This is a genomic window from Aureimonas frigidaquae (assembly GCF_001463905.1).
Lineage (GTDB): Bacteria > Pseudomonadota > Alphaproteobacteria > Rhizobiales > Rhizobiaceae > Aureimonas > Aureimonas frigidaquae.
Window position 1 is genome coordinate 134,345 of sequence record NZ_BBWR01000007.1, and the last position, 23,428, is coordinate 157,772.

Below are 23,428 nucleotides of genomic sequence, written 5' to 3' on the forward strand. Positions count from 1 at the left end.
GAAGCTCAAGCGTAGTCGACGCGCGCCAGATAGAGCCCGTCCGGCGGCGCAACCGGCCCGCACCGCTTGCGGTCGCGCGCTTCCAGCGCATCCACGAGCATGTCGGCGCTCCACCGCTCTTCGCCCACCAGCTTCAGCGAGCCGACGAGCGAGCGGATCTGGTTGTGCAGGAAGGACTGCGCCGATGCGTGGACATGGACCTCGTCCCCGGGGGCGCGCACCACGTCCAGCCGTTCGAGGGTGCGGATCGAGCTCTTCGCCTGGCAGTGCGTGGAGCGGAAGGTGTTGAAGTCATGCGTGCCGAGGAGCCGCTTGGCCGCCCGGTCCATGCCCTCGACATCCAGCGGCTTCCAGACCCACCAGACGCGCCCCTTCAGAACGGTCGGTGGCGGGCGGCGGTTGAGGATACGGTAGAGATAGTGCCGCTTGCGCGCCGAAAACCGTGCATCGAACGAATCGGCGACGCGCTCGACGCCAAGGATGGCGACGCCGCCTTCCTCACGCAAACGGGCGTTCAGGGCATCCCTGACCGTATCGGCGCGCCATTCACGCGGTATGTCCACATGCGCGACCTGCCCCGTCGCATGCACGCCGGCATCCGTGCGGCCTGCGCCGAAGAGGGTCAGATCTTGCCCGCTGAACGCCTTCAGCGCGATTTCCACCGTCTCCTGAACCGACATGCCGTTTTTCTGGCGCTGCCAGCCCACATAGGCGGTTCCGTCATATTCGATGGTGAGCTTGTATCGCGGCATCAGCTCAGCCGCGTTCCAGGCCTGAGCGGCTGCCCGCGCAGGAAGTCCTGCGCGGGCAGGGGGCGGCCCCCCTGGCGTTGCAGTTCCAGGATGCGGACGGCACCCTCGCCGCAGGCGATGGTGAGGCGATCGTCGAGGAGCGTGCCGGGCGCGCCGCTGCCTTGCGCCGGCTCGGCGCGCAGGAATTTCAGCCTGTCGACGTCCGGCCCCACCTCGGCCCACGCGCCGGGAAAGGGCGAGAAGGCGTTGATGCGCCGGGCGACGCTGCGCCCCGATGCGGTGAAGTCGAGCCGTGCCTCCGACTTGTCGATCTTGCGCGCATAGACCGGCTCGCGCCCCGTGCGGGCAGCGATCTGCGATTGTGTCTCGAAGGCAAGATCGCCCTGTTCCAGGAGCGCCAGGGCCTCGACCATGGCATCGGCCGTCTGCTGCGCCAGCGCGTCATGCAGCATGCCGGCCGTGTCGGTCTCCTGGATCGGGAGGGTGCGCGTCACGCCGACGGGCCCGGTGTCGAGGCCTGCTTCCATGCGCATGATCATGACGCCCGTCTGTTCATCGCCGGCCTCGATGGCGCGCTGGATGGGGGCGGCGCCCCGCCACCGGGGCAGAAGAGAGGCGTGGCCGTTCAGCGCGCCATAGCGCGGCGCGTCGAGCACGGGCTGCGGCAGGAGAAGGCCGTAGGCCACCACCACGGCTACATCCGCCTGCAGGGCGGCAAAGGCCTGCTGCTCGTCCTGGCCGCGCAGGCGTGTGGGGCTGCGCACGGGAATGCCGAGCGCCTGCGCCGTGCGCTGGACGGGGGAGGGGCGCTCCGCCATGCCGCGCCCGGCCGGGCGCGGCGGCTGGGTATAGACGCATGTCAGCGCATGGCCGGCTGCGTGCAGCGCCGTCAGGGTCGGCACGGAGAAGTCCGGCGTTCCCATGAAGATCACGGACAGGGCCATCGGATCAGGCCACGACCCTTTTGGCCGCCTTGGTGAACTTGCGGATGACCATGTCGCGCTTGAGCTTGGAGATGTGATCGATGAACAGGGTGCCGTTCAGATGGTCGATCTCGTGCTGCAGGCAGGTGGCGAGGAGCCCATCGGCATCGCGCTCCTGCGTCTTGCCGTCCAGGTCCTGGAAGGAGATACGCAGCCGCGCCGGCCGCTCCACCTCCGCATAATACTCGGGGATGGACAGGCAGCCTTCCTCGTAGAGGGAGCGCTCGTCCGAAACGGACAGGATGGTGGGGTTGATGACGACCAGGGGGTTCCTGGGCTCTTCATCCTTGGCCAGATCGATCACCAGGATGCGCCGCGGCACGCCGATCTGAATGCCGGCAAGGCCGATGCCGGGGGCGTCATACATGGTTTCGAGCATGTCTGCGGCCAGTTCGCGCACCGCATCGTCGATGCGCTCCACGGGCTCGGAGGTCACGCGCAGAACCGGATCCGGCAGGATGATGAGAGGCTTGATGGTCATGAGCTTCCCTTAGGCGGTGCGTTCGGAACGGTCAATCACGGCGCCGGCCATGGTTAAGCGCCCGGTTCCGACATGTTTAAAATTGCGTGGATCGATTCCGTCAGAACTGCGTTTCCTTGTCGATTGGATTTTGTCAAGGGCAATGAAGGGGGATATCGATGGGAGCCGGGCTGAAAGCTTTGCTGGCTGGCCTTCTCGTCGTGGCTGCACCGGGCGCGCTTCATGCTGCGCCGAGCCAAGGTGCCGTCCGTGATTCCGTTGCCGCCGCCTATCAGGACAATACCGACCAGGAGTTCCGGGTCGGCCTGCAGACGCGCCTCGCCTGGACGGGCGATTATGTCGGCGCCTTCGATGGCCGCATCGGCCCCCGCAGCATGGACGCCATCCGCGCGTTCCAGGCGCGCAACGGGCAGCCTGCCACCGGCGTCATGGACGAGGCCTTCCTGGATGCGCTCATTGCCCAGAGCGACGAGACCCTGCGCCAGTTCGGCTTTGGCTGGCAGGACGATTCGCGGACGGGCGCCCGCATCGGCATACCGTACGAAATGGTGCAGGAGATCGGGGCGACCGAAGTCGGCACCATGTGGCGCTCGCCTGACGAGGCCGTGGAGATCGAGACCGTCCGTTTCGTCAAGGAAGGCTACACGCTCGCCGAGGTGTTCGACATCCTGCGCGCGCCGGTCGATGGCAAGGTCGTCGCCAACGCACAGATGAAGGGCGATCACTTCGAGATCGAGGGCACGGAAGGCGACCGTCTCTATTCCATCCGGTTCTATGGCCGGGGCGGCGACCTGCGCGGCTTCTCTGTCGCCTATCCGAAGGCGCTGAAGGACACGATGGCGCCCTATGTTGCGGTGGCAGCGGGCTCTTTCTCTCCCTATGCGACGGAGCCGGCCGGTGCCGAGCCCGATACGGGCGCGATCGCCGAACTGTCACAGGATCCGCGCTATCGGCTCGCTTTCGCCAATAACGGTATCATGCAGGCGAGCGCCACCGGCGGTGCCCGCGCCAGCGACGCGCCGTCAGGCCTTGGCGGCTACGATGTGTCGGAAGGGCTCGATTCCTCCGGCTCTGGCTTCGTCGTCTCGCAGGATGGCTGGGTCCTGACCAACGCGCATGTCGCCAAGAGCTGCCGCAGCGTGTCGGTCGGCACCTTCGGAACGGCAAGCCAGGTGGTCATCGACCCCGATAACGACCTCGCCTTGGTGAAGGTCGATGCAAAGCTCGACAATCCGCTGCCTATCGCCGCCGGCAAGCCGCGCCTCGGTGAGGATATCCTGGCGCTGGGCTTCCCCCTGCGCTCGATCCTGGCCGACAGCCTCAATGTCACGCGGGGCAACGTTTCGTCACTCCTGGGGCTGATGAACGATGCAAATTACCTGCAGATTTCCGCTGCGGTGCAGCCGGGCAATTCCGGCGGGCCGGTCATCGACCTTGCCGGACGCGTCGTCGGTGTGGTCACCGCCAAGCTGAATGCAGTCGCCGTCGCCGATATTACGGGCGATATCCCGCAGTCGATTAACTTTGCCATTCGCCCGGATGTCGTTACCGACTTCCTGGCCAGGAACAATGTCGACTACCGGGTGGCCGATGCCGATGCGCAGGCCCTCAGCGTGCCGGACGCGACGGACCGCACGGCACAGTCGGTTCTGCCTATTCTGTGCCTCGGCAATAGCTGATCGCATCGGCGGGTCAGTGAACGCCCTGCGCTGCCCCGGGCCGATCCTGTGATCCCAGCCGGTCGACGATGGACCGGCTGGCTTCGTTAAGGCCCGTCACGTCGACCTGTGCCCCGTTGCGACGGAAGATCGACACGATCCTGTCGAGCGCGGCGACGCTTGAAATGTCAAAGATATGCGCTCGGCTCACATCGATCGTGACGCGATCCAGCCGTTCCGACAGATCGAAGGCCCCCGCAAAGGCTTGGGCCGAGGCAAAGAAGAGCTGCCCTTCCACCACATAGGTTCGGTGCGTTCCTTCACTGTCGAGAAAGCTCTCGACGCCGAAGAGGCGTGAAATCTTGCCCGCGAAGAAAATGCCGGACAGAAGCACACCGCACAGAACGCCGATGGCCAGATTGTGCGTCATCAGAACGCCCGCCACCGTGGCGAGCATGACGGTGGTGGACGAAATCGGATAGTGGCGAATATTGACGATCGACGCCCAGTTGAACGTGCCGACCGACACCATGATCATCACCGCCACGAGGGCGGGCATGGGTATGGCGCTGACGAGATCGCCCAGAACCAGCACCAGGAACAGAAGCAGTGCACCGGCGACGAAGGTGGACAGGCGTCCGCGCCCGCCGGACTTCACGTTGATCACCGACTGGCCGATCATGGCGCAGCCCGCCATGCCGCCGATAAAGCCGGTGGCCGTGTTGGCGATGCCCTGGCCGATGCATTCCTGGTTCCGGTCCGATGTCGTATCCGTCATGTCGTCGACGATCTGCGCGGTCATCAGCGATTCCAGAAGGCCGACGATGGCGACCGCGATGGAATAGGGGAGGATGATCTGCAGCGTCTCGAAAGTGAGCGGAATATCGGGGATCAGGAAGACCGGCAGGGTCGAGGGAAGTTCGCCCATATCGCCAACCGTGCGCACGTCGAGGCCGAGCACCATGCAGACGACCGTCAGGACCACGATACAGACGAGCGGCGAGGGGATGGCGCGCGTCAGGCGCGGAAAGAGATACAGGATGGCAAGGCCGGCAGCGACGAGGACATAGGTGATCGGCGTCACGCCGATGAGCTCGGGTAGCTGCGCCATGAAGATCAGGATGGCGAGCGCGTTGACGAAGCCGGTGATGACCGAGCGCGAGACGAAGCGCATCAGGTGCCCGAGCTTCAACAGACCGCATCCGATCTGGATCAGGCCGGCCAGGACGGTCGCGGCCAGCAGGTATTGCAGGCCGTGGTCCCGCACCAGCGTGACCATCAAAACCGCCGTGGCGGCCGTCGCGGCCGAGATCATGCCCGGCCGGCCGCCCGTAAAGGCGATCAGCACCGCGATGGAAAAGGATGCGTAGAGGCCGATCTTCGGATCGACCCCCGCAATGATGGAAAAGGCGATCGCCTCAGGGATAAGGGCCAGGGCAACGACCAGGCCGGACAACAGATCGCCGCGCGGGTTGCAGAACCACTGCGCGCGGTATTCGGACAGGCTCTTCATGATGGTCTCAAAACGGGTCAAAACCGGGTCGCACGGGGCAGGACGCAATCCATGCGCTGGCTGGTGGGCGACGGGTTCTGTTGTCCGGCGGATCGGCGGCCGGAAGAGCCACCCGGAGTTTCACCGGGTCCTGATGGATGCGTCTTCATAGGCGGATGGGCGCGCCTCGGCAAGATGGAATGCAGCCGCGCGGCCGGCATCGGCTATGGTCGATCATATGCCGACGATCAGCGCACCGCCGGTCAGGCCTGCGCCCGCGGCCGCCAGGAGCAGCGTTTCGCCGGGTCGGAACGGGCGTTCTGCGTGGCTTATCGACAGGGACAGCGGGATCGTTGCAGCGGAGGAATTGCCGTATTCGGCAATGGTCCTGACGGTTCGATCCCGGTCCATGCCGAGCGTGTCGCAGACCGCATCGAAGATACGGGCGTTCGCCTGGTGCGGCACGAAGCGGCTGATGTCCTGCGCAGCCAGTCCGGCGGCGGCGAGCGCGCCTTGCGAAGAGGCCGTCATCATCCGGGCGGCGCGGGTAAAGACCGCGCGGCCATCGGCAATGGTCATCTGCGTTTGCGCAAGTTCCAGCTCGGGGCCGAAGGGGCGGTTGCTGCCGCCGGCCGGAATCTGGATCAGGTCATAGCCGGACCCCTCGGCCGCCATCGATGCGCCGAGGATGCCTTGGCTCGGCCTGTCGGACGGCGAAAGCACCACGGCTCCGGCTGCATCGGCGAACAGGACGGCCGTCGCGCGCTCGGCCATGTTGATGCGGCGGCTCAGAATGTTGGCCGCGATGACGAGGGCCGGCTTGTTCTGGAGGCGCACGAAGCCGTCGGCAAAGGCCAGGGCATAGACGAAGCCGGCGCAGGCTCCGGCAAGGTCGACGGCGCCGGCATTGGCGAGCGCGAGTTTATGGGCGACCAGCGGTGCGCTCGGTGGCAGGAGATGGTCGGGTGTGGATGTGGCGAGCAGCACGAGGCCGATATGGCTGCGGGGCAGGCCGGATGCTTCCAGCGCCTTATGGCCCGCTTTGGTCGCCAGTTCGGACAGGGTGTCGCCAGTCTGTGCCCAGTAGCGCGAGCGGATGCCTGTGCGCCGCTCGATCCATCCGGCTTCGAGGTCGAGCATGGCTTCGATCTCGGCATTTGCCACCTTGCGGCCCGGCACGTGATGGCCGAGGCCTGCGATGCGCACACCCGGCCTCATCGGCCGCACGCCAGATCGGCAGCCTCGTCGATCGCATCATAGAGCCGGTCGAGTTCGGCAGAGGTGATGCAATAGGGCGGCATCACATAGATGACGTTGCCGAGCGGCCGTAGCAGCAGGCCGCGCTCGAGGAAGAAGGCGCGCAGTGCCGGCCCTGCCTCCGCAAGATATCCCGGCGTGCGCACGCGAAGATCGAGCGCGGCGATGGTGCCGATCCCTCGCACATTCGCAAAGCGCGGATCGGAAGCAAAACGGCTGAGCCGTTCGGCCTGCCAGCGCGACAGTGCCGACACGCGCTCCGCCACAGGCTCGTCGCGCCAGATCCCGACATTGGCGACGGCGGCGGCGCAGGCGATCGGGTTCGCCGTGTAGGAACTCGAATGAAAGAAGGTCTTCGCCCGGTCGGTGGAAAGATGGGCTTCGAACACGGCTTCGGTCGCGAGCGTCGCGGCCAGCGGCAACACCCCGCCGGTCAGGCCCTTGGAGGTGCACAGGATATCCGGCGCAATGCCGGCCTGTTCGCAGGCAAACAGGGTGCCGGTGCGTCCCCATCCGGTCATCACCTCGTCGGCAATCAGCAGCGTGCCGGTCCGCTCGGTGATGCGCCTAATCTCGGCCAGCACCCATGCCGGGTAGATCAGCATGCCGCCGGCGCCGAGAACCAGGGGCTCGACGATCACGGCCGCAGCCCTGCCATCGCGGGTCAGCGCCTCGACGTGGTCGAGCGTCTCCTGCTCGCGTCCCGCGGCGGGAAAGGGGATGGTGTCGACCGCGAACATGAGGGGAGCATAGGCGGCGTTGAAGACGCCGCGGGCACCGACGCTCATCGTCCCGATCGTGTCGCCATGGTAGCTGTGCTCCATGACGATGATGCGGGAGCGCGGGTCTCCCGTGTTGCGATGGAAACCCAGCGCCATCTTCAATCCCACTTCGACGCTGGTCGATCCGCTATCGGACAGGAAGACCCGGTCGAGACCCTGTGGGGCCATCGCGACCAGAGCCGATGCCAGCGTTTCCGCAGGTTCGTGGGTCAATCCCGCGAAGATGATCTGGTCCAGCGTTTGCGTTGCCGTGCGGACCGCATCGATGATCCGTGGATATCGGTGGCCATGGGTGATGACCCACCAGGATGAGATGGCGTCGAGGATGCGCTTCCCGTCCGGCGTCTCGAGATAGGCGCCTTGTGTCCGCCCGATCCTGATCGGCGCCGGTTCGATGGCATGCTGCGTAAATGGGTGCCAGAGCGCCGATCGCGTCATGGGGTGATCTTTCGAAAATCGGCCGGGTCGAAGTTGGCGCGCATCGCCCGCATCAGCGCTTGCGGCGTCAGCGGGTCGAGCCGCGGCAGGCGGCCGAGCACGCGCACCGCCCCCATCTCTGCGATCGTGCGCTGCGTATCGGGCATGTCGTGGCCGATGAAGGCCACGCCAAGAAGCGGAATCGCGCGGCTGCGCAGGGCTTCGATGGACAGAAGCGTGTGATTGATCGTGCCGAGCCCGGTGCGGGCGCACAGGAGAAGGGGGCAAGCCCAGCGTGCGAAGATGTCGATATAAAGCGTGCGCCGGTTGATCGGCACCATCAGCCCGCCCGCGCCTTCCACGATCAGGGGACGGGATGTCGCCGGCAGGGCAAGGGTTTGGTCGGCGATCTCGACCATGTCGAGTTCGGCGGCGCGGTGCGGAGACAGAGGCCGTGCCAGGCGCCAGGCCTCCGGCAGGACACGCTCCGGCGACAGGCCGGCGAGATGGCGGACGGTGTCGCTGTCGGTCCCGTCTTCGACGCCCGACTGCACCGGCTTCCAGTAGATGCCATCGAGCAGCATGGTCAGACCTGCTGCCAGGACGGTCTTGCCGATGCCCGTGTCGGTGCCGCTCACGATGATCCTGACCGTCATCGCGGCCATTCCTCCGACAGCGCGTCCAGCAAGGCGAGGAGATCGGGCTTCTCGACATTGAGCGTCAGCGAAATCCTCAATCTTGCGGTGCCCTCCGGCACCGTCGGCGGGCGGATGGCGCGCACGTCAAAACCGCGCGCCTGCAATCGCCCGGCAAGCACCATGGCACCCCTGTTGTCGCCGACGATGATCGGCATGATCTGCGACCCGCTCGCCTTGAGCCCGAGGGCTTGTGCCTTACCGCTCGCCAGGGCCACCATGTCCTGCAATCGCTGGCGGCGCTCCGGCTCGTGCGTCATGATGTCGAGCGCGGCTGCCACCGCCACGGCCATCAAGGGTGAAGGGGCGGTGGCGTAGACGAAGGGCCGGCAACGGTTGACGAGATAGTCGCACAGAATGCCGGGCGCGGTGATGAGCGCACCGGACGCGCCGAGCGCCTTGCCACAGCCGTGCAGCACCACGACATTCTCGCGCCCTTCATATCGATGCGCCAGGCCACGGCCATCGGGGCCGTAGACGCCGGTCGCATGCGCCTCGTCGATGAAGAGGAATGCCTCATGACGGTCGGCGACGCGGGCGAGTTCGTTAAGCGGCGCGCGATCGCCATCCATGCTGTAGAGGCTTTCGGCGACGATCCACGCATGGCCCGTGCCGCCGCCGGCCCGCCAGCGAGCGATGGCGCCGTCCACCGCGTCGGCGTCGTTATGCGGGACGGTCACGACATGCGCGTGCCCGGCGCGCGCCCCTTCATGGGCGCTCGCATGGATCAACGCGTCGAGCACGACGAGGTCGCCCTTCCGGGGCAGGGTGGTGAGCACGGCGAGATTGGCGATGTAGCCCCCGCCGAAGAACAGCGCAGCCTCCGCGCCGAAGAAGCCGGCGGCCTTGGCCTCCAGTGCCGCGTGCTCGGGGGCGTTGCCGCGCAGCAGGCGTGAACCCGTGGCGCCGACGGTCGTGCCGTTGGCGAGGGCCGTTGCCACGGCGGCGGCCGTGCCTTCGCTGCCGGCGAGCCCCAGATAATCGTTGGACGCAAAATCCAGCCCGGCGCGGGGCCCGAGCGAACGCAACCGGTTCCTGCGGGCCAGCCCCCGCAAGGAGACCCCGTAGCGGTCGAGCAAACCCTTCGCGCTCAATGCCCGTCGCGCTCCATGGGCTGGATGCCGAGCCGGCGAAACAGCGCGCTGTCGGCGTCTTCCCCCGGATTATCCGCTGTCAGCAGCGTATCGCCGACGAAGATCGAATTGGCGCCGGCGAAGAAGCACAGCGCCTGCATCTCGTCGCTCATCGCGGTGCGTCCTGCCGACAGGCGGACATGCGACCTCGGCATCATGATGCGGGCAAGCGCGATCATGCGGACGAACGCGATCGGGTCGATCGGTTCGGCATCGGCGAGCGGCGTGCCGTCGATCGGGATCAGCATGTTGATGGGCACGCTCTCCGGGGGCTCCGGAAGGTTGGCCAGCGTCACCAGCATGGCAACGCGGTCGAGCGGATGCTCTCCCATGCCGACAATGCCGCCGCAGCACAGTTTGATGCCACTGTCGCGGACATTGGCGAGCGTGTCCAAACGGTCCGCGAAACTGCGGGTCGTAATGATCTGCGTGTAGTATTGCTCGGACGTATCGATATTGTGGTTGTAGTAGTCGAGGCCGGCCTGCTTCAAACGCTGCGCTTGGCCTTGATCCAGCATTCCAAGCGTCATGCAGGTTTCCATGCCGAGCGCTTTCACGCCCTCCACCATTGCGATGATGGTGGCCATGTCACGCTCCTTGGGACTGCGCCAGGCCGCGCCCATGCAGTATCGCGTTGCGCCGGCGTCCCGAGCCTTCCGCGCCTCTGCCAGCACCTGACGCACCTCCATCAATCTGGAAGCACTGAGGCCGGATGCGTGGCGCGCCGACTGGCTGCAATAGGCGCAGTCTTCGGGGCAGCCTCCGGTCTTGATCGACAGAAGCCGTGACAACTGCACGCGGTTCGGATCGAAATTCGCGCGATGCGTGACCTGCGCCTGGAAGATCAGATCGTTGAACGGCAGGTCATGGATCGCCTGCGCTGTCTCTTGAGTCCATCGGTGTTCTGGCCCGCCGCACGGCTCGGCAGCCGGACAAGGGCCCGCTTCTGTCGAAGACCGCATCGTGGCCTCACCGGTCAGACATGGTTCTCGCGTGCGCAGGACCGGGTCGATCACAGGCTGCCGGGACAGTTGGCTCATCGCACGCTCATGAATTATCTATAAAAATGATTCGCTATCGCTAAAACAATACCCGAATAGATAGGCGTGGCAACAGGACCGTGCCCGCGGGACCGGTTGTGGGTGATCGCTGTGTGTGAGGCAGGCTATCGTGGCTGTTTGTGCCCGATTGTCTGGACGTGCCGCGCGAGCACCAGGGCGGCCGTCTCGACCTGTCCGGCCCTCAGGGCATCGAGTATGGCGCGATGATCGCGATCGGTCGGAGCTTCCCATTCGGCCCGCCACCCGGAGAACAGGAAGCGCGCGCTCGTGGTGTGGAGATCGTCGATCGCCTTCAGAAGGCGCGGCATGGCGCAGGGCGTGAGGATGATCCGGTGGAAACGCCTGTTTGCCTGTTCCCATGCGAAAACGTCGGTCGCACGGTCACTGGCGCGGTTCGCGTCCTCCGCCTCGTCCATGATGGCCTTGGTCAGGTGTGGCATGGCCTTGCGCAGCGCCAGCACCTCCAGCGCGGCGCGCATCTCTGCCACTTCCTGGACTTCCGTCAGACTGAAGCCGGCGACGCGAACGCCGCGCCGGGGCTCGCTCGTGACGAGACCTTGCGATTCGAGAATGCGGAAGGCCTCCCGCACGGGCACATGGCTGGCGCTGAACTCTTCGGCGATATGGTCCTGTCCGAGGCGGGAGCCCGGCACGAGCGCACCGCTGATAATACGCTCGGCGAGGGCCTTGCTGATCCGATGGGCGATGGTCTCGGTTTTCACGCGTGTCATGATTTATAGATAATTTGCACCGACCGCGCAGTCGAGCGAATAAGTGACGTTGCGGTCACGGCGCGCCGCCCGTGCATCGATCTTTGCGTCAATCTGCACACGCTTGTGCCGAACAGGTCAGACGGAGACGGTCTGCGTTACCGTCGCATCCTCACGGCCCGGCGCCACGCGGCCGCGCCCGGCGGCCTTGGCGCGATACAGCGCCCGGTCCGCCCGATCGATAAGCTCTTCCCGGTCGGCGGGCAGCGTCGGCAGCACGACGTAGCCGATGCAGACGCTGAGCGGGACGGCGGCGCCCGCTCCGTTGCGCAGAGGAAGCGCCGCGACATCGTCGGCCATTTTGCGCGCAAGGCGCCAGCCTTCCAGCATGTCGGCGCTTTGTATGAAGACGCAGAACTCGTCTCCTCCGGTCCGGGCAATAAGGGCCTCGCGCGGGAGGGCCTCGGTCAGGCAGTTCGCAACGGCGCGGATGGCCCCGTCGCCCACGAGATGGCCGTTGCGGTCGTTGACGGATTTGAAGTCGTCGATATCCACGATGTAGAGGGCGCCGCCGGCCGCCTCCGGCTGCAGGCCGAGCTGGCGGTGGAACTCCGTCCGGTTCAGGAGCTGGGACAGGCCGTCGCGCGTCGCGCGTTCGGCAAGTTCGCGGTTGGCTGCCGCCAATTGCCGGTTCAAGGCGTGGACGGCATCGTGGGCAATGCGCAGACGCTCCTTCTGGACCAGATGGTGGAAGCTGGCCGGAGCGCTGACCAGAAACGCGCAGACGACACACATCAGGAGACCGTTCCCGTCAAAACTGCCGCCGAGCAGGGGAACGATCGTCAGCGCTGCAAGCACCGATCCGCCGATGCTCGCCAAGACGATCAGCACGCAATGGAGCGTGATGCGATGCCATGCGATTGTGCGTGCCGTGCCTTGCATCCGCCGCGTTCCCCCAAAGGCGCATCCGCCGCCGAGCAGAAGAACCCTTGGTTGCTAATCTGCCGCCGGAGCGCAGCTTACGAAAGCGCCCGGACAAGGAAAACCTCCTTCCGAAGGCATAGGCGCGCTCAATCCGCCCATTGCGGATCACCGGTGAAGGACACGGTCAGCCACCGGTGTTCGTCCGGCCCGCCCAGGGCCTGGCTGATATCGGACCGGATGGCATCGGCCACGCGCACCGGGCCGAGCGAGTCGTCCGGCGCCAGGATGAAGTGGAACTCGATCATGCGGGAGCGCCCCACGCGGGCGACATAGGTCCGGGCATCGCGAAAGCCGTGCTATTCGACGATGCGCTGCGCGATGCGGCGGACGTCGTCGTCCAGATCGCGCGGGGCGATGAGGAAGATCTCGCTGAGCGACTTGCGGAAGATGCCGAGCGGGACGGGCAGGATGGCCAGCACCAGCACGGCCAGAACGACGGGGTCGACATAGGGTGTCAGGTGGCCGAACCGGGTTCCCTGCATGAGCCAGGCGCCGACGAAGGCGACCAGGAGCGCGGAGGTGATGAGCCCGGACATGGCCCATCCCTTGGCGTCGAGGGCCAGGAAGTCCGATCCGATCTGCCGGTTCGCGCGCCGCGTGGTGACGAACATGACAAAGCAGGTCGCCGCCACCACGATTGCGTAGACGATGGCCCAGTCGAAGGCCAGTTCGCGCCCGCCCGACAGGATCGCCGTTACCGCATTGACCAGCGCATAGACGGTCAGAAGGGTGATCAGGCCGGCATTGAGGGCCAGCACCATCGGCTCGATATGCCAGAAGCCCATCTGGAAGCGTGGGCTCGCTTCCCGAGCGATCAGCCGCGCCACCACCAGGGCAAGGGCGGTCATGCTGGCATCGACCGCCGAGAAGAGCCCGTCGAAGATGATGGATTGCGAGCCGGACAGAATGCCGAAGACGATGCCCGTCGCGCCGACACCGAGCGTGACCGCGATGGAACGCGACAAAAGCTTCTGTTCGCTTTGCGCAGCCGACATCGACCGTCCCTTCGGCTCAGTTCAGTTTCTGCTTCAAGGCGGCGTTGGGCCAGCAATCCACGCGCAGCCCGGCGGAGGCCTCATAGGCGCCGATGCTGCGGCGCGTCTTGAAGCCCGGCAGCCCGTCCACTCCGCCGACGTCCATGCCCATGGCCTGCAGACGCTCCTGCATGCGGGCGACATCGCCGCGGCTGACGCCCGTCACATCGACCCATCCGCCCTTGAAGGCGCCGCCCCCCGCCATCCGATCGGCGGCATGGCCGATGAAGAGGGCGTAGAGGTCGGAATTGTTGTATTCCTTGATGACGTAGAAATTGGGGGTCGCGATGAAGGCCGGCCCCATCCGCCCGGCGGGCATCATCAGGAAGCCGGTGGCCTGCGCCTCATGCGTGGGGAAGGGGCGCCCGGAGACGCGCGTCACCCCAGCCGCGACAAAATCGCGGATCGGCCGCCCCTGGTCCGGCCCCTCGAGCGTGCAGGAGACATTGTCGGGGATGTTCGCCTCGAACCCCCAGTCGCGGCCGGCAACCCAACCCGATTGCTGGAGGTAATGGGCGATGGAGGCGAGCGTATCGGGAACCGAGTTCCAGATATCGGCCCGCCCGTCGCCATCGAAATCCACGGCCAGGCTGCGGAATTTGCTCGGCATGAATTGCGGCTGGCCGAGCGCCCCCGCCCAGGAGGATTTCATGTCGGACACCCGCAAATGGCCATCCTGGACGATCTGCAGGGCTGCGATGAGCTCGGCCCGGAACATATCCTTGCGGCGGGCAAGCCAGGCCTTGGTGCCCAGGACCTCGAAAGCGTTGTAGGGGATCCTGGCTGCGCCGAAGCCCGATTCCCGGCCCCAGACGGCCAGCACGATGGGCCCCGGTACGCCATAGCGCCGCTCGATGGCGCGCAGCGTATCGGCATGCCGGGCGAGCAGCGTGCGACCCTGGCCGACCACCGAGCGCAGATTGTCTTCCCGGAAGTAGGCGGCCGGGCTCTGGAACTCCGCCTGATGCTGCTTCTCGGCCACGGCGGGCGCCTGCCCCGGCAGGACGAGATCGGGCAGTTTCAGATTGGGCTTCACCCCGTCGAAGGCCGCATCGAAGGTGGCGCGCGAGATGCCGGCCGCCCGGGCCTGCGGCCAGATATCCTGATCGAGGAACCGGGCGAAATCGGCCTGCGATGTCTGGGCTCTGGCCCCGACCGGCGCCAGCATCGCAGCCGACAGCGCCAGGAGGATCAGGGCGGCGGCGTGGCGCAGGAGGGTCAGGCCCGGCATGGTCATCTCCGTCAGCTTCGCAGAAGATCGTTGATCGAGGTCTTGGAGCGGGTCCGCTCGTCCACGCGCTTGACGATGACCGCGCAGTAGAGGTTCGGGCCCGGTTCGTTGCCGATGGGCTTGCCGGGAAGCGAGCCGGCGACGACGACGGAGTAGGGCGGAACCTCGCCCATGAAGATCTCGCCCGTGGCGCGGTCGACGATCTTGGTCGACTGGCCGATGAAGACGCCCATGCCCAGCACCGAGCCCTCGCGCACGATGCAGCCTTCGACCACTTCGGACCGCGCGCCGATGAAGCAATTGTCCTCGATGATGGTCGGGCCGGCCTGCAGCGGCTCGAGCACGCCGCCGATCCCGACGCCGCCCGACAGATGGACATTGGCGCCGATCTGCGCGCAGGAGCCGACCGTCGCCCAGGTATCGACCATCGTGCCCTCCCCGACCGAGGCGCCCAGATTGACGAAGGAGGGCATCAGCACCACGTTGCGCCCGATATGGGCCGAGCGGCGCACGATGGCGCCCGGTACGGCCCGGAAGCCCGCGGCGCGGAATTCCTCAGCGCCCCAGCCGTCGAACTTGGAGGGGACCTTGTCCCACCAGTTGGCTTGGCCGGGACCGCCGGGGATGACCGACATGTCGTTCAACCGGAAGGACAGGAGCACGGCTTTCTTGAGCCACTGGTTCACGACCCACCGGCCGTCGCCGCCGCGCTCGGCCACGCGGCGCTCGCCGCGATCCAGAATGTCGAGGGCCGCGTCCACGGCCTCGCGCACCGGGCCCGTCGTCGATGCGTCGATGCCGTCCCGCGCCTCGAATGCGGAATCGATCGTCTGTTCCAGTGCGGCGTAATCCGTCATCGCGCTTGCTCGTCCCCGTTTGAAAGCTGCCTGCGGTACTATTAGAAGGCCGTTTCACGGTCAATTCAGCGAAGGAAGACCGATCATGGCAGAAGACAATGGTCACGAGGCCACACATTGGGATCCGTTTCCCGCATCGGCAGCCGAGGACCAGCGCCGATCGGACCGCGTGCCCGACACGCCGCAGACCCGTTCGCCCACCTACCGCCTGGCCTATGCCGACGATGCCTTCCTGACATCGGAGCCGCTGCGCGGCGTGCGCCTGCAACTCGAAATGCTGAAGCCTGAAATGGCCTTGCAGGAGGCCGGCATCCTCTCCACCGTCGTCCTGTTCGGCGGCGCGCGCATTCCCGAGCCGGGCAAGCCGGCCTGGGCGGCGCGCAACCCGCGCCAGCGCGAGCGGCTGGAGGCCAATGCGCGCTATTACGACGAAGCGCGGCGTTTCGCCGGGCTCGCCTCATGCCATTCGGCCAACACATCGGGCGGCAAGGAATATGTCATCGTCACGGGCGGCGGCCCGGGCGTGATGGAGGCCGGGAACCGCGGCGCCAGCGATGTGGGCGCCGTCTCCATCGCGCTCAACATCACCCTGCCGCACGAGCAGGCGCCGAACGCCTATGTCACGCCGGAGCTCTGCTTCAACTTTCACTATTTTGCGATCCGCAAGATGCACTTCCTGCTGCGGGCGAAGGCCATGGCCATCTTCCCCGGCGGGTTCGGAACGCTGGACGAGCTGATGGAGGCGCTGACGCTGATCCAGACCGGACGCATGGAGCCCATCCCCGTCATCCTGTTCGGACGCAGCTTCTGGGAACGGCTGATCGACTTCGAGTTCCTGGCAGAGGAGGGGACCATCGCGCCGGAGGACCTGTCGCTCTTTTCCATCGTGGATACGGCGGAGGAAGGCTGGCAGATCATCCGCGATTTCTACGGGATCTGAGGCGCGCCGGAACTCCCCACACAGTCCCTGCGTTCCTGAACTTGAGGCGGCCGCTGCATGTGCGGCCGCGGAAAGGTTATCGGTTATGGGCGATTTCGACACGGACAACGAGATGATGCGCGAGCAGCAGGCGCGCGACATGCACGGCCTTTCGCGCCAGCCGCAGAACGGCATCCGCGATATCGACGCGCGCAGCGAGGCCGACCGTCTGGCCGCGCACAACGCGGACATCGGTGCCACCCGGCCCGATGATGACGTGCTGGCCGACAATCTGGCCGGCCTCGACCCCGACGAGCCGCCCGTCGAGCGCAGCGGCACCTGGCCGCCGCTGGCGAGCCGCGGGCGCTCGCTCCTCGGGGACTGAGGGCTGCGGGCTACGGGACGATCAGGCGCAGATGCGCTGGAGGAACGTCCCCAGATCATCGGTGATGAAGTCGATATGCGCGCCGTCGCGCCCCTCATGCTCCCAGATGTCGCCGAGCGTCGCCTCGAAATTGCGCGGGACGACGAGCACGGTCTTCATGCCAAGGGCCTTGGGCACTTCCAGGTTGCGGGCGAGATCCTCGAACATGACGGCATGTTCGGTATCGATCCGGTGCAGGCCCCGGAACTTGTCGTAGGTTTCGGCCGCGGGCTTGGGGATGAGCCCCGCCGCCACGATGTCGAAAATGTCTTCGAAGGCGTCGAGAATGCCGAGCTGCCGTGCCGTGCGCTCGGCATGCCCCCTGTCGCCATTGGTGAAGATGAACTTGCGGCCCGGCAGACGGCGGATCGTGCTGCCGAGGGCGGGATCCGGATCCAGCCAGGAATAGTCGATATCGTGAACGTAGTTCAGGAATGCGTCGGGCTCGATGTCGTGTTCGCTCATCAGGCCGCGCAGGGTCGTGCCGTGCCGCTGGTAGAAATCCTTCTGAACGATACGCGCCTCGTCGCGCGGGAGCTGTAAGAGCTCCGCGACGTAATCCGTCATGCGCACGTCGATCTGCGAGAAGAGATCGATGTGCCGGGGGTAGAGCGTGTTGTCGAGGTCGAAGACCCAGTCGGTAACGCCCGCGAAATCCTCCGGAGTGGCCTGCCGCGTGCCGAGAATTGCATCATCCTGGGGCATGGCGGGTCCTTTCCCGTGGGGAACGCGGATGCCCGGCCGCGAGGGCCGGGCAGTGCCGGTCATTTGGCCGGCTGGCCGTGGCTCGTCATGTCGGTGCGCGGACGCGCCGGAATGGCGAAGAGCGCCAGCGCCGTCAGAAGCCCGGCGATGGACAGATAGTAGCCCACCGAAGCCGTGCCGTAGGAGGTGGCGAGCGCGGTGGCGATGTAGGGCGCCAGCGAGGCGCCGACGATGCCGCCGAGGTTGAAGGTCATCGAGGAGCCCGTATAGCGCACGGCCGTCGGGAAGAGTTCCGCCAGCGCGGTACCGAGCGGGCCGTAGGTCATGCCCATCAGGCTGAAGCCGATGATGGAGAAGGCCAGGACGCCGAAGAGCTGGTCCGCCACGAAGAGCACCGGCAGGAGGAAGCCGAAGGCGCAGATGCCGAGCGCCGTTCCGAGCAGGATGTTGCGGCGGCCGAAGCGATCGGCCAGCACGGCCGAGACCGGGATGAGCAGGCCGAAGAAGACGACGCCGAGCATCTGGACCGGCAGGAACTGCTGGCGCGTATAGCCAAGGCCCGCCGCCGCCGTGCCCCAGGACAGCGAGAACACCGTCATGATGTAGAAGAGCGTGAAGGTGGCGAGCGCGGCGATGGTGCCGAGCACGAGCTGCGTCTTGTACTCAGTGAAGACGGCCGCCAGCGGCATGGACACGCGTTCCTTGCGCTCCAGCGTCTTCTGGAAGGCGGGCGTCTCGTGGATGCGCAGGCGCACCCAGAGGCCGACGAACACGAGGAGCGCGCTGGCGATGAAGGGAATGCGCCAGCCCCAGGTGAAGAACTGGTCCTCGGTCAGGAAATCGCTCAGCAGAAGGAAGCTGCCCGTGGCGCAGATGAAGCCGATGGGCGCGCCGAGCTGCGGGAACATGCCGTACCAGGCTTCCTTGCCCTTGGGCGCGTTCTCGGTTGCCAGGAGTACGGCGCCGCCCCATTCGCCGCCGAGCCCCAGCCCCTGGCCGAGCCGGCACAGCGCCAGAAGCAGCGGCGCCACGACGCCGACCTGCGCATAGGTCGGCAGAAGCCCGATCAGCACCGTCGACAGGCCCATCGTCATCAAGGCGGCGACGAGCGTCGCCTTGCGTCCGATACGGTCGCCGTAATGGCCGAAGACCGCCGCGCCGACCGGCCGTGCAAAGAAGGCGATGGCAAAGGTGGCGAGGGACTGCAGCGTCGCCGAGGTGGGATCGCTCGACGGGAAGAAGAGATGGGGGAACACCAGCACCGCCGCGGTGGCGTAGATATAGAAATCGAAGAACTCGATCGTGGTGCCGATCAGACTGGCAAACAGGATGCGGGCTTTGGAGGCGACCGGCTTCTGGCCGGATGTAGCGGCTTGCACGACGTATACTTTCAATAGGTTGGCATGTTCAGGCCGGTGCAGTAACGCATGTTACGCTGTGGTGCAAGGGAACCGCCGCCCCGGCCTGCCTGCGGGCGCTCAGCCCGGAACGATCAGCGTACCTGCGCCATGCTCGGTCAGAAGCTCCAGAAGAACGGCGTGCAGGACCTTGCCGTTCAGGATCACGACGCCTTCCACGCCCCGCTCGATCGCCTCGATGCAGGTTTCCACTTTGGGGATCATGCCGCCGGAAATGGTGCCGTCGGCGATCAGCGCCCGGGCCTGGGAGACGGAGAGTTCCTTGATGAGCGTCTTGTCCTTGTCGAGGACGCCGGGCACGTCGGTCAGGAACAGGAGGCGCGATGCCCGCACCGCGCCGGCGATGGCGCCGGCAAAGGTATCGGCGTTGATGTTATAGGTGTGCCCGTCGCGCCCCGGGGCCACGGGCGCGATGACGGGGATCATCTCCGAGCGCGCCAGGAGGTCGAGGAGGGTGCGGTCCACCTCTACCGGTTCGCCGACGAAGCCGAGGTCGAGCACGCGCTCGATGTTGGAATCGGGATCGCGCATGACCTTGTGGGCCTTCTGCGCGAAGACCATGTTGCCGTCCTTGCCGCACAGGCCGATGGCCCATTCGCCCTCGGCATTGATCAGGGCCACGATCTCCTTGTTGATGGAGCCGGCCAGGACCATCTCCACGATTTCGACCGTGCGCTCGTCGGTGACGCGCAAGCCGCCTTCGAAGCGGCTCTCGATCCCCATCTTGTCCAGCATGCGGGCGATCTGCGGGCCGCCGCCATGCACCACAATGGGGTTGATGCCGGACTGTTTCAGAAGCGCGATATCACGCGCGAAGGCCCGGCCCAGCGCCTGGTCGCCCATGGCGTGGCCGCCATATTTGACGACGACGGTCTTGTTCTCATAGGCCTGCATGAAGGGCAGGGCCTGCGCGAGAAGGCTGGCCTGCTTTTCCCGGTCGTCGTGCGTATTGCTCACTGCGGCGTCTCCCCTGCGGTCGGCGGCTTTGTAGAGGCTTTCCTTGACGGATTGAAGTCCGCTCGCGCGGCAATCGCATCGCGCGGCGCGACGGCGCGCTTGCCGGGCCCTCGCTGCCTGCGATAATCAGAGCGGGCAGGTAGACCATCTACGGCAATCCCTGCTTCTATCGCATCGACGGCCGTGCGCCTGGAGGGTTCCAGACATGACACCGGTGGATGCCGACGGCGTCGGGCTGGCCGAGATCGTCACCCTGCTGGCGGCGGGCGTGGTGGCCGTTCCCGTCTTCAAGCGGCTGGGTCTGGGCGCGGTCCTGGGCTATTTCTGCGCCGGGGTCTTCATTGGGCCGTGGGGCAGCGGCCTGATCGTTGACCCGGAAGCCATCCTGCAATTTGCCGAGTTCGGCATCATCATGCTGCTCTTCGTCATCGGGCTGGAGATGCAGCCGTCCCGCCTGTGGAACCTGCGCGGGGAAATCTTCGGCCTCGGCCTGGCGCAGGTGCTGCTGTGCGGGGCGCTGCTGACGCTGGCCGGCTGGCTGGCGGGGCTGGCCCCCGCAACGGCCTTCGTGGCAGGGATGGGCTTCGTCATGTCCTCCACCGCCGTGGTCACGCAGATGCTGGACGATGCCGGCGAGCGCACCACCGATATGGGCCAGCGGGCCACCTCGATCCTGCTGTTCGAGGATCTGTCGATCGTGCCGCTCCTGGCCATGGTGGCGCTTCTGTCGCCGACCGGCTGGGCGGAAGCGGACAATGGATCGCGACTCCTGGATTTTGCCCTGTCGAGCGGCTGCTTCGTTGTGCTCATCCTGGCGGGGCGGTTCCTGCTCAACCCCATGTTCGGCATTCTGGCGCGGGCGCGGGCCCGCGAGGTGATGACGGCCGCCGCGCTGCTCGTCGTGCTCGGCGCGGCCTGGCTGATGGAGCTGGGCGGCCTGTCCATGGCGATGGGCGCCTTCCTGGCCGGCGTCATGCTGTCGGAATCCTCCTTCCGCCATCAGCTGGCGCAGGAGATCGAGCCCTTTCGCGGTATCCTCCTCGGCCTGTTCTTCCTGGCCGTCGGCATGTCGTTGAACCTGTCCGTCATGGTGCATGCGCCATGGCTGATCCTCGGCATGATGTTGTCCTATACCGCCTTGAAGGCGGCCGGCATCTTTGCCGTGGCCCGCCTGTTCGGCGCGTCTTCGCGTGAGGCGGTCCTGCGCGTCAGCCAGTTTTCGCAAGGTGGGGAGTTCGCTTTCGTCCTCTATGCCACGGCCACCTCCGGCGGCCTCCTGACCATGGACGAAAACGCGACCTTCACCGCCGTCGTCATCCTGTCCATGGCCATGACGCCGCTGACCGCCAAGCTGGTGCGGCGCCTCCTGCCGGATGGGGAGGGGCGGGAGACGGCCACGACCGCGCCGGCGGACGAGACGCCCCCGACCGTGCTCGTGATCGGCTGCGGCCGGTTCGGGCAGGTGGCGTGCCAGGGCCTGCTCGCCCGCCACTATGCGATCACGATCGTCGACCGCCGGCCGGACGCGATGCGCGTCGCCCAGCAGTTCACGCCCCGCGCCCTGGAGGGGGACGCCACGCAACTCGCCGTTCTGGAGGCGGCGGGCGTGCGGACGGCCGAAGCGGTGCTGGTCTGCATCGACGATCCGGCCGCCACGACGCGGATCGTCGCCCTGTTGCAGGAGCATGTGCCGCTGGCCCGGCTTTTCGTGCGGGCTTACGACCGCGGCCATGCGCTGGCGCTCGCCCGGCAGGGCGTCGACTTCGAGGTGCGGGAAATTTACGAATCGGCCATGCGCTTCGGCGCCGCCGTGCTCGGCGCGTTGGGGGAGGACCCCGATCTCGTCACCGATACGATGGACGCGGTGCGCCGCCTGGACGAGGAGCGCTTCGCCCTGCAACTGGCGGGCGACGAGCATGTCGGGGCGGATCTGATGCGGGACGGGCAACCCGTGCCCGCACCCTTGAGCCCGGCCTGGCGGCGCGGGGCGGCGTCCGGCCACCCCTCCGTGCGGCGCCGTCTCAGGCGTCGATCAGGATGAGGCGCAGATCGTTGACATTGGTCAGCGTCGGCCCCGTTATGACGAGGTCCCCGATGGCGCTGAACAGGCTGTAGCTGTCGTGCTTGGCCAGGACCTGCGCCGGATCGAGCCCCGCCTGCCGGGCGCGGGCCAGCGTATCGGGGGTGACGATGGCGCCGGCCGCATCCTCCGTGCCGTCGATGCCGTCCGTATCTCCGGCCAGGGCGAAGACGCCCGGCGCCCCGTTCAACGCCACGGCCAGGCCGAGCAGGCATTCCGTGTTGCGGCCCCCGCGGCCGGGGCGTGTATCGCCGATGCTGACCGTCGTCTCCCCGCCCGACAGGATCACCGCTGGCGTGCCGATCGGATGGCCGTGCCGCCCGACAGACCGTGCGATGCCGGCCAGGAAGCGCCCGAGTTCGGCCGATTCCCCTTCGATCGCATCGCCCAGGATCAACGGCGCCAGCCCAAGGGCACGCGCCTTGGCGGCGGCGGCCTCGAGCGCCATGGCAGGCGTTGCGATCATCCGGAAGTCGATCGGGCCCGTCTCAGCCGGGACATAAGGTTGGCTCAGCCGCGCCCGCACGTTGCCGGGCAGGCGGTCCCCCAGCCGGTCGAGAAGCGCACCGAGGGCGGCGTCGTCGCCCTGGTCGGGAACCGTCGGACCGGAGGCGATGGCGCGGGGATCGTCGCCCGGCACATCGGAGATGGCGAGCGTGACCACACGGGCCGGCGCGGCCGCGGCGGCCAGCTGTCCGCCCTTCACGGCCGAAAGCCGGCGGCGGACCATGTTCATATCGTTGATGCCGGCCCCGGAGGCCAGGAGCAGGCGGTTGACGGCCTGCTTGTCGGACAGGCTGATGCCTTCGGCCGGAACGGCCATCAGGGCCGATCCGCCGCCTGAAATGAGCGCGAGCACAAGATCGTCCGCGCTCAGGCCGCGGATGGCGGCCAGGATCTCACGACCCGCCGCCTCGCTGGCCGCATCGGGCACCGGATGGGCGGCTTCGATGACGCGGATGCGCTCGGTCGGAACGGCATGGCCGTAGCGCGTGACGACGACACCCGACAGATCGACCTGCGGCCAGGCACGCTCCACGGCCAGGGCCATGGTGGCGGCCGACTTGCCGGCCCCGATCACCACGACACGGCCGGCCGGGGGCTCCGGCAGATGCGCGGCCAGCACCTTCAACGGGTCGGCGCTGGAGACCCCCGCCATGAAGATGGATCGCAGTAGATCGCGTGCCGCATTGTCGTCGATCGCCATCGTTGAGCATCCTCCCGCCCGCTGCGTGTGTTACGCGCCTTTCCCATACCGTGTTGACGCCACGGAATGAACCTTCCGACACCTTCAGCGGCTTCACAAAAATTCACATAAAGGGATAGGATTTGTGAAAACCGGCTGGACCCGGCATCCCGGGCGTTGCTACAGTCGGGCCGGGATCGAGGGAGGATGTC

23 protein-coding genes and 1 other annotated feature are annotated in these 23,428 nt (G+C 66.7%); of the genes, 4 read left to right on the forward strand and 19 right to left on the reverse strand.

All coding sequences use genetic code 11. The features are described from left to right. Positions 1–5 precede the first annotated feature (5 nt). Genes truA through def form a run of 3 tightly spaced genes read right to left on the reverse strand, consistent with a single transcriptional unit; the run spans position 6 to position 2,216 of the window. A complete protein-coding gene (gene truA, locus AUL30_RS07915; protein ID WP_062227323.1) occupies positions 6–752 on the reverse strand; it encodes a tRNA pseudouridine(38-40) synthase TruA in 747 nt (248 codons plus the stop codon). Continuing rightward, complete coding sequence (gene fmt / locus AUL30_RS07920) at positions 752–1,696, reverse strand: methionyl-tRNA formyltransferase (RefSeq protein WP_062227324.1); 945 nt, start codon at positions 1,694–1,696, stop codon at positions 752–754. Before fmt ends, truA begins: the two co-directional genes overlap by 1 nt. Positions 1,697–1,700: 4 nt before the next feature. Beyond that, positions 1,701–2,216, reverse strand: a complete 516-nt coding sequence (def, locus tag AUL30_RS07925) for a peptide deformylase (RefSeq protein WP_062227325.1) — start codon at positions 2,214–2,216, stop codon at positions 1,701–1,703. 158 nt (positions 2,217–2,374) lie between these two features. Here def and AUL30_RS07930 point away from each other — a divergent pair, with 158 nt between their 5' ends. Beyond that, positions 2,375–3,895, forward strand: a complete 1,521-nt coding sequence (locus AUL30_RS07930) for a serine protease (RefSeq protein ID WP_062227326.1) — start codon at positions 2,375–2,377, stop codon at positions 3,893–3,895. 13 nt (positions 3,896–3,908) lie between these two features. Here AUL30_RS07930 and AUL30_RS07935 read toward each other — a convergent pair whose 3' ends face one another. From AUL30_RS07935 to dapD, 12 genes are all read right to left on the reverse strand, one after another. Beyond that, on the reverse strand, positions 3,909–5,387 hold the full coding sequence (locus tag AUL30_RS07935) for a SulP family inorganic anion transporter (protein WP_062227327.1): 1,479 nt from the start codon (positions 5,385–5,387) through the stop codon (positions 3,909–3,911). A 78-nt stretch (positions 5,388–5,465) separates the two neighbouring features. Next, positions 5,466–5,521 (reverse strand) — a sequence feature (sul1 is cis-regulatory element that is thought to sense ions involved in sulfur or methionine metabolism; They are found in Alphaproteobacteria). A 79-nt stretch (positions 5,522–5,600) separates the two neighbouring features. Continuing rightward, positions 5,601–6,584: a beta-ketoacyl-ACP synthase III gene (locus AUL30_RS07940; RefSeq protein ID WP_062227328.1), complete on the reverse strand. Its 984-nt coding sequence runs from the start codon at positions 6,582–6,584 to the stop codon at positions 5,601–5,603. Continuing rightward, positions 6,581–7,843, reverse strand: coding sequence for an adenosylmethionine--8-amino-7-oxononanoate transaminase (locus AUL30_RS07945; RefSeq protein WP_062227329.1), 1,263 nt, complete (start codon positions 7,841–7,843; stop codon positions 6,581–6,583). Before AUL30_RS07945 ends, AUL30_RS07940 begins: the two co-directional genes overlap by 4 nt. After that, positions 7,840–8,478, reverse strand: coding sequence for a dethiobiotin synthase (bioD, locus tag AUL30_RS07950; RefSeq protein ID WP_062227393.1), 639 nt, complete (start codon positions 8,476–8,478; stop codon positions 7,840–7,842). Before bioD ends, AUL30_RS07945 begins: the two co-directional genes overlap by 4 nt. Further along, complete coding sequence (locus AUL30_RS07955) at positions 8,475–9,611, reverse strand: 8-amino-7-oxononanoate synthase (RefSeq protein ID WP_062227330.1); 1,137 nt, start codon at positions 9,609–9,611, stop codon at positions 8,475–8,477. Before AUL30_RS07955 ends, bioD begins: the two co-directional genes overlap by 4 nt. Next, the gene (gene bioB, locus AUL30_RS07960) at positions 9,608–10,612 is read right to left on the reverse strand and encodes a biotin synthase BioB (RefSeq protein ID WP_062227394.1); all 1,005 of its coding nucleotides are present in this window, start codon (positions 10,610–10,612) and stop codon (positions 9,608–9,610) included. Before bioB ends, AUL30_RS07955 begins: the two co-directional genes overlap by 4 nt. Before the next feature lie 203 nt (positions 10,613–10,815). Beyond that, the gene (locus AUL30_RS07965) at positions 10,816–11,442 is read right to left on the reverse strand and encodes a GntR family transcriptional regulator (protein WP_062227331.1); all 627 of its coding nucleotides are present in this window, start codon (positions 11,440–11,442) and stop codon (positions 10,816–10,818) included. Positions 11,443–11,559: 117 nt separating this feature from the next. Further along, entirely contained in the window at positions 11,560–12,363 is an 804-nt protein-coding gene (locus AUL30_RS07970; RefSeq protein WP_062227332.1) for a GGDEF domain-containing protein, read from the reverse strand. A gap of 128 nt (positions 12,364–12,491) precedes the next feature. Beyond that, positions 12,492–12,650 (reverse strand): hypothetical protein, encoded by a 159-nt coding sequence (locus AUL30_RS20235; protein ID WP_306302733.1) that lies wholly within the window; start codon positions 12,648–12,650, stop codon positions 12,492–12,494. Positions 12,651–12,701: 51 nt separating this feature from the next. Then, the gene (locus tag AUL30_RS07975; RefSeq protein ID WP_306302734.1) at positions 12,702–13,400 is read right to left on the reverse strand and encodes a cation diffusion facilitator family transporter; all 699 of its coding nucleotides are present in this window, start codon (positions 13,398–13,400) and stop codon (positions 12,702–12,704) included. Positions 13,401–13,416: 16 nt separating this feature from the next. Next, positions 13,417–14,670, reverse strand: coding sequence for a lytic murein transglycosylase (locus AUL30_RS07980; protein ID WP_083507776.1), 1,254 nt, complete (start codon positions 14,668–14,670; stop codon positions 13,417–13,419). A gap of 11 nt (positions 14,671–14,681) precedes the next feature. Beyond that, on the reverse strand, positions 14,682–15,527 hold the full coding sequence (gene dapD / locus AUL30_RS07985; RefSeq protein ID WP_062227333.1) for a 2,3,4,5-tetrahydropyridine-2,6-dicarboxylate N-succinyltransferase: 846 nt from the start codon (positions 15,525–15,527) through the stop codon (positions 14,682–14,684). 85 nt (positions 15,528–15,612) lie between these two features. Between dapD and AUL30_RS07990 the strand changes: the two genes are divergently transcribed. Together AUL30_RS07990 and AUL30_RS07995 are read left to right on the forward strand one after the other, a co-directional pair. Continuing rightward, positions 15,613–16,467 (forward strand): LOG family protein, encoded by an 855-nt coding sequence (locus tag AUL30_RS07990; protein ID WP_062227334.1) that lies wholly within the window; start codon positions 15,613–15,615, stop codon positions 16,465–16,467. Positions 16,468–16,552: 85 nt separating this feature from the next. Beyond that, on the forward strand, positions 16,553–16,831 hold the full coding sequence (locus tag AUL30_RS07995; RefSeq protein ID WP_062227335.1) for a hypothetical protein: 279 nt from the start codon (positions 16,553–16,555) through the stop codon (positions 16,829–16,831). 21 nt (positions 16,832–16,852) lie between these two features. On the opposite strand, the gene AUL30_RS08000 is transcribed toward AUL30_RS07995, so the two are convergent. The 3 genes from AUL30_RS08000 to argB all read right to left on the reverse strand — a co-directional run bounded on the left by AUL30_RS08000 (position 16,853) and on the right by argB (position 19,887). Beyond that, positions 16,853–17,575 (reverse strand): pyrimidine 5'-nucleotidase, encoded by a 723-nt coding sequence (locus tag AUL30_RS08000; RefSeq protein WP_062227336.1) that lies wholly within the window; start codon positions 17,573–17,575, stop codon positions 16,853–16,855. Positions 17,576–17,634: 59 nt separating this feature from the next. Continuing rightward, positions 17,635–18,954: an MFS transporter gene (locus AUL30_RS08005; protein ID WP_062227337.1), complete on the reverse strand. Its 1,320-nt coding sequence runs from the start codon at positions 18,952–18,954 to the stop codon at positions 17,635–17,637. A gap of 99 nt (positions 18,955–19,053) precedes the next feature. Then, a complete protein-coding gene (gene argB / locus AUL30_RS08010; RefSeq protein WP_244490752.1) occupies positions 19,054–19,887 on the reverse strand; it encodes an acetylglutamate kinase in 834 nt (277 codons plus the stop codon). 268 nt (positions 19,888–20,155) lie between these two features. On the opposite strand from argB, the gene AUL30_RS08015 reads away from it, so the two are divergent. Beyond that, positions 20,156–21,991, forward strand: a complete 1,836-nt coding sequence (locus tag AUL30_RS08015) for a monovalent cation:proton antiporter-2 (CPA2) family protein (protein WP_062227339.1) — start codon at positions 20,156–20,158, stop codon at positions 21,989–21,991. Here the strand turns inward: AUL30_RS08015 and AUL30_RS08020 are convergent. Continuing rightward, complete coding sequence (locus AUL30_RS08020; protein WP_062227340.1) at positions 21,972–23,237, reverse strand: glycerate kinase type-2 family protein; 1,266 nt, start codon at positions 23,235–23,237, stop codon at positions 21,972–21,974. The genes AUL30_RS08015 and AUL30_RS08020 overlap by 20 nt on opposite strands. Positions 23,238–23,428: the final 191 nt, after the last annotated feature.

What these genes read in the sequence shown, in the direction of transcription:
- dapD (WP_062227333.1), bottom strand. Translation starts at nt 15,527, where the DNA reads ATGACGGATTACGCCGCACTGGAACAGACGATCGATTCCGCATTCGAG.
- bioB (WP_062227394.1), bottom strand. Translation starts at nt 10,612, where the DNA reads ATGCGGTCTTCGACAGAAGCGGGCCCTTGTCCGGCTGCCGAGCCGTGC.
- AUL30_RS20235 (WP_306302733.1), bottom strand. Translation starts at nt 12,650, where the DNA reads ATGATCGAGTTCCACTTCATCCTGGCGCCGGACGACTCGCTCGGCCCG.
- AUL30_RS08015 (WP_062227339.1), top strand. Translation starts at nt 20,156, where the DNA reads ATGACACCGGTGGATGCCGACGGCGTCGGGCTGGCCGAGATCGTCACC.
- AUL30_RS07970 (WP_062227332.1), bottom strand. Translation starts at nt 12,363, where the DNA reads ATGCAAGGCACGGCACGCACAATCGCATGGCATCGCATCACGCTCCAT.
- AUL30_RS07995 (WP_062227335.1), top strand. Translation starts at nt 16,553, where the DNA reads ATGGGCGATTTCGACACGGACAACGAGATGATGCGCGAGCAGCAGGCG.
- truA (WP_062227323.1), bottom strand. Translation starts at nt 752, where the DNA reads ATGCCGCGATACAAGCTCACCATCGAATATGACGGAACCGCCTATGTG.
- AUL30_RS08020 (WP_062227340.1), bottom strand. Translation starts at nt 23,237, where the DNA reads ATGGCGATCGACGACAATGCGGCACGCGATCTACTGCGATCCATCTTC.
- fmt (WP_062227324.1), bottom strand. Translation starts at nt 1,696, where the DNA reads ATGGCCCTGTCCGTGATCTTCATGGGAACGCCGGACTTCTCCGTGCCG.
- bioD (WP_062227393.1), bottom strand. Translation starts at nt 8,478, where the DNA reads ATGACGGTCAGGATCATCGTGAGCGGCACCGACACGGGCATCGGCAAG.
- AUL30_RS07930 (WP_062227326.1), top strand. Translation starts at nt 2,375, where the DNA reads ATGGGAGCCGGGCTGAAAGCTTTGCTGGCTGGCCTTCTCGTCGTGGCT.
- argB (WP_244490752.1), bottom strand. Translation starts at nt 19,887, where the DNA reads ATGCAGGCCTATGAGAACAAGACCGTCGTCGTCAAATATGGCGGCCAC.
- AUL30_RS07935 (WP_062227327.1), bottom strand. Translation starts at nt 5,387, where the DNA reads ATGAAGAGCCTGTCCGAATACCGCGCGCAGTGGTTCTGCAACCCGCGC.
- AUL30_RS08000 (WP_062227336.1), bottom strand. Translation starts at nt 17,575, where the DNA reads ATGCCCCAGGATGATGCAATTCTCGGCACGCGGCAGGCCACTCCGGAG.
- AUL30_RS07965 (WP_062227331.1), bottom strand. Translation starts at nt 11,442, where the DNA reads ATGACACGCGTGAAAACCGAGACCATCGCCCATCGGATCAGCAAGGCC.
- AUL30_RS07975 (WP_306302734.1), bottom strand. Translation starts at nt 13,400, where the DNA reads ATGTCGGCTGCGCAAAGCGAACAGAAGCTTTTGTCGCGTTCCATCGCG.
- def (WP_062227325.1), bottom strand. Translation starts at nt 2,216, where the DNA reads ATGACCATCAAGCCTCTCATCATCCTGCCGGATCCGGTTCTGCGCGTG.
- AUL30_RS07980 (WP_083507776.1), bottom strand. Translation starts at nt 14,670, where the DNA reads ATGCCGGGCCTGACCCTCCTGCGCCACGCCGCCGCCCTGATCCTCCTG.
- AUL30_RS07990 (WP_062227334.1), top strand. Translation starts at nt 15,613, where the DNA reads ATGGCAGAAGACAATGGTCACGAGGCCACACATTGGGATCCGTTTCCC.
- AUL30_RS07945 (WP_062227329.1), bottom strand. Translation starts at nt 7,843, where the DNA reads ATGACGCGATCGGCGCTCTGGCACCCATTTACGCAGCATGCCATCGAA.
- AUL30_RS07940 (WP_062227328.1), bottom strand. Translation starts at nt 6,584, where the DNA reads ATGAGGCCGGGTGTGCGCATCGCAGGCCTCGGCCATCACGTGCCGGGC.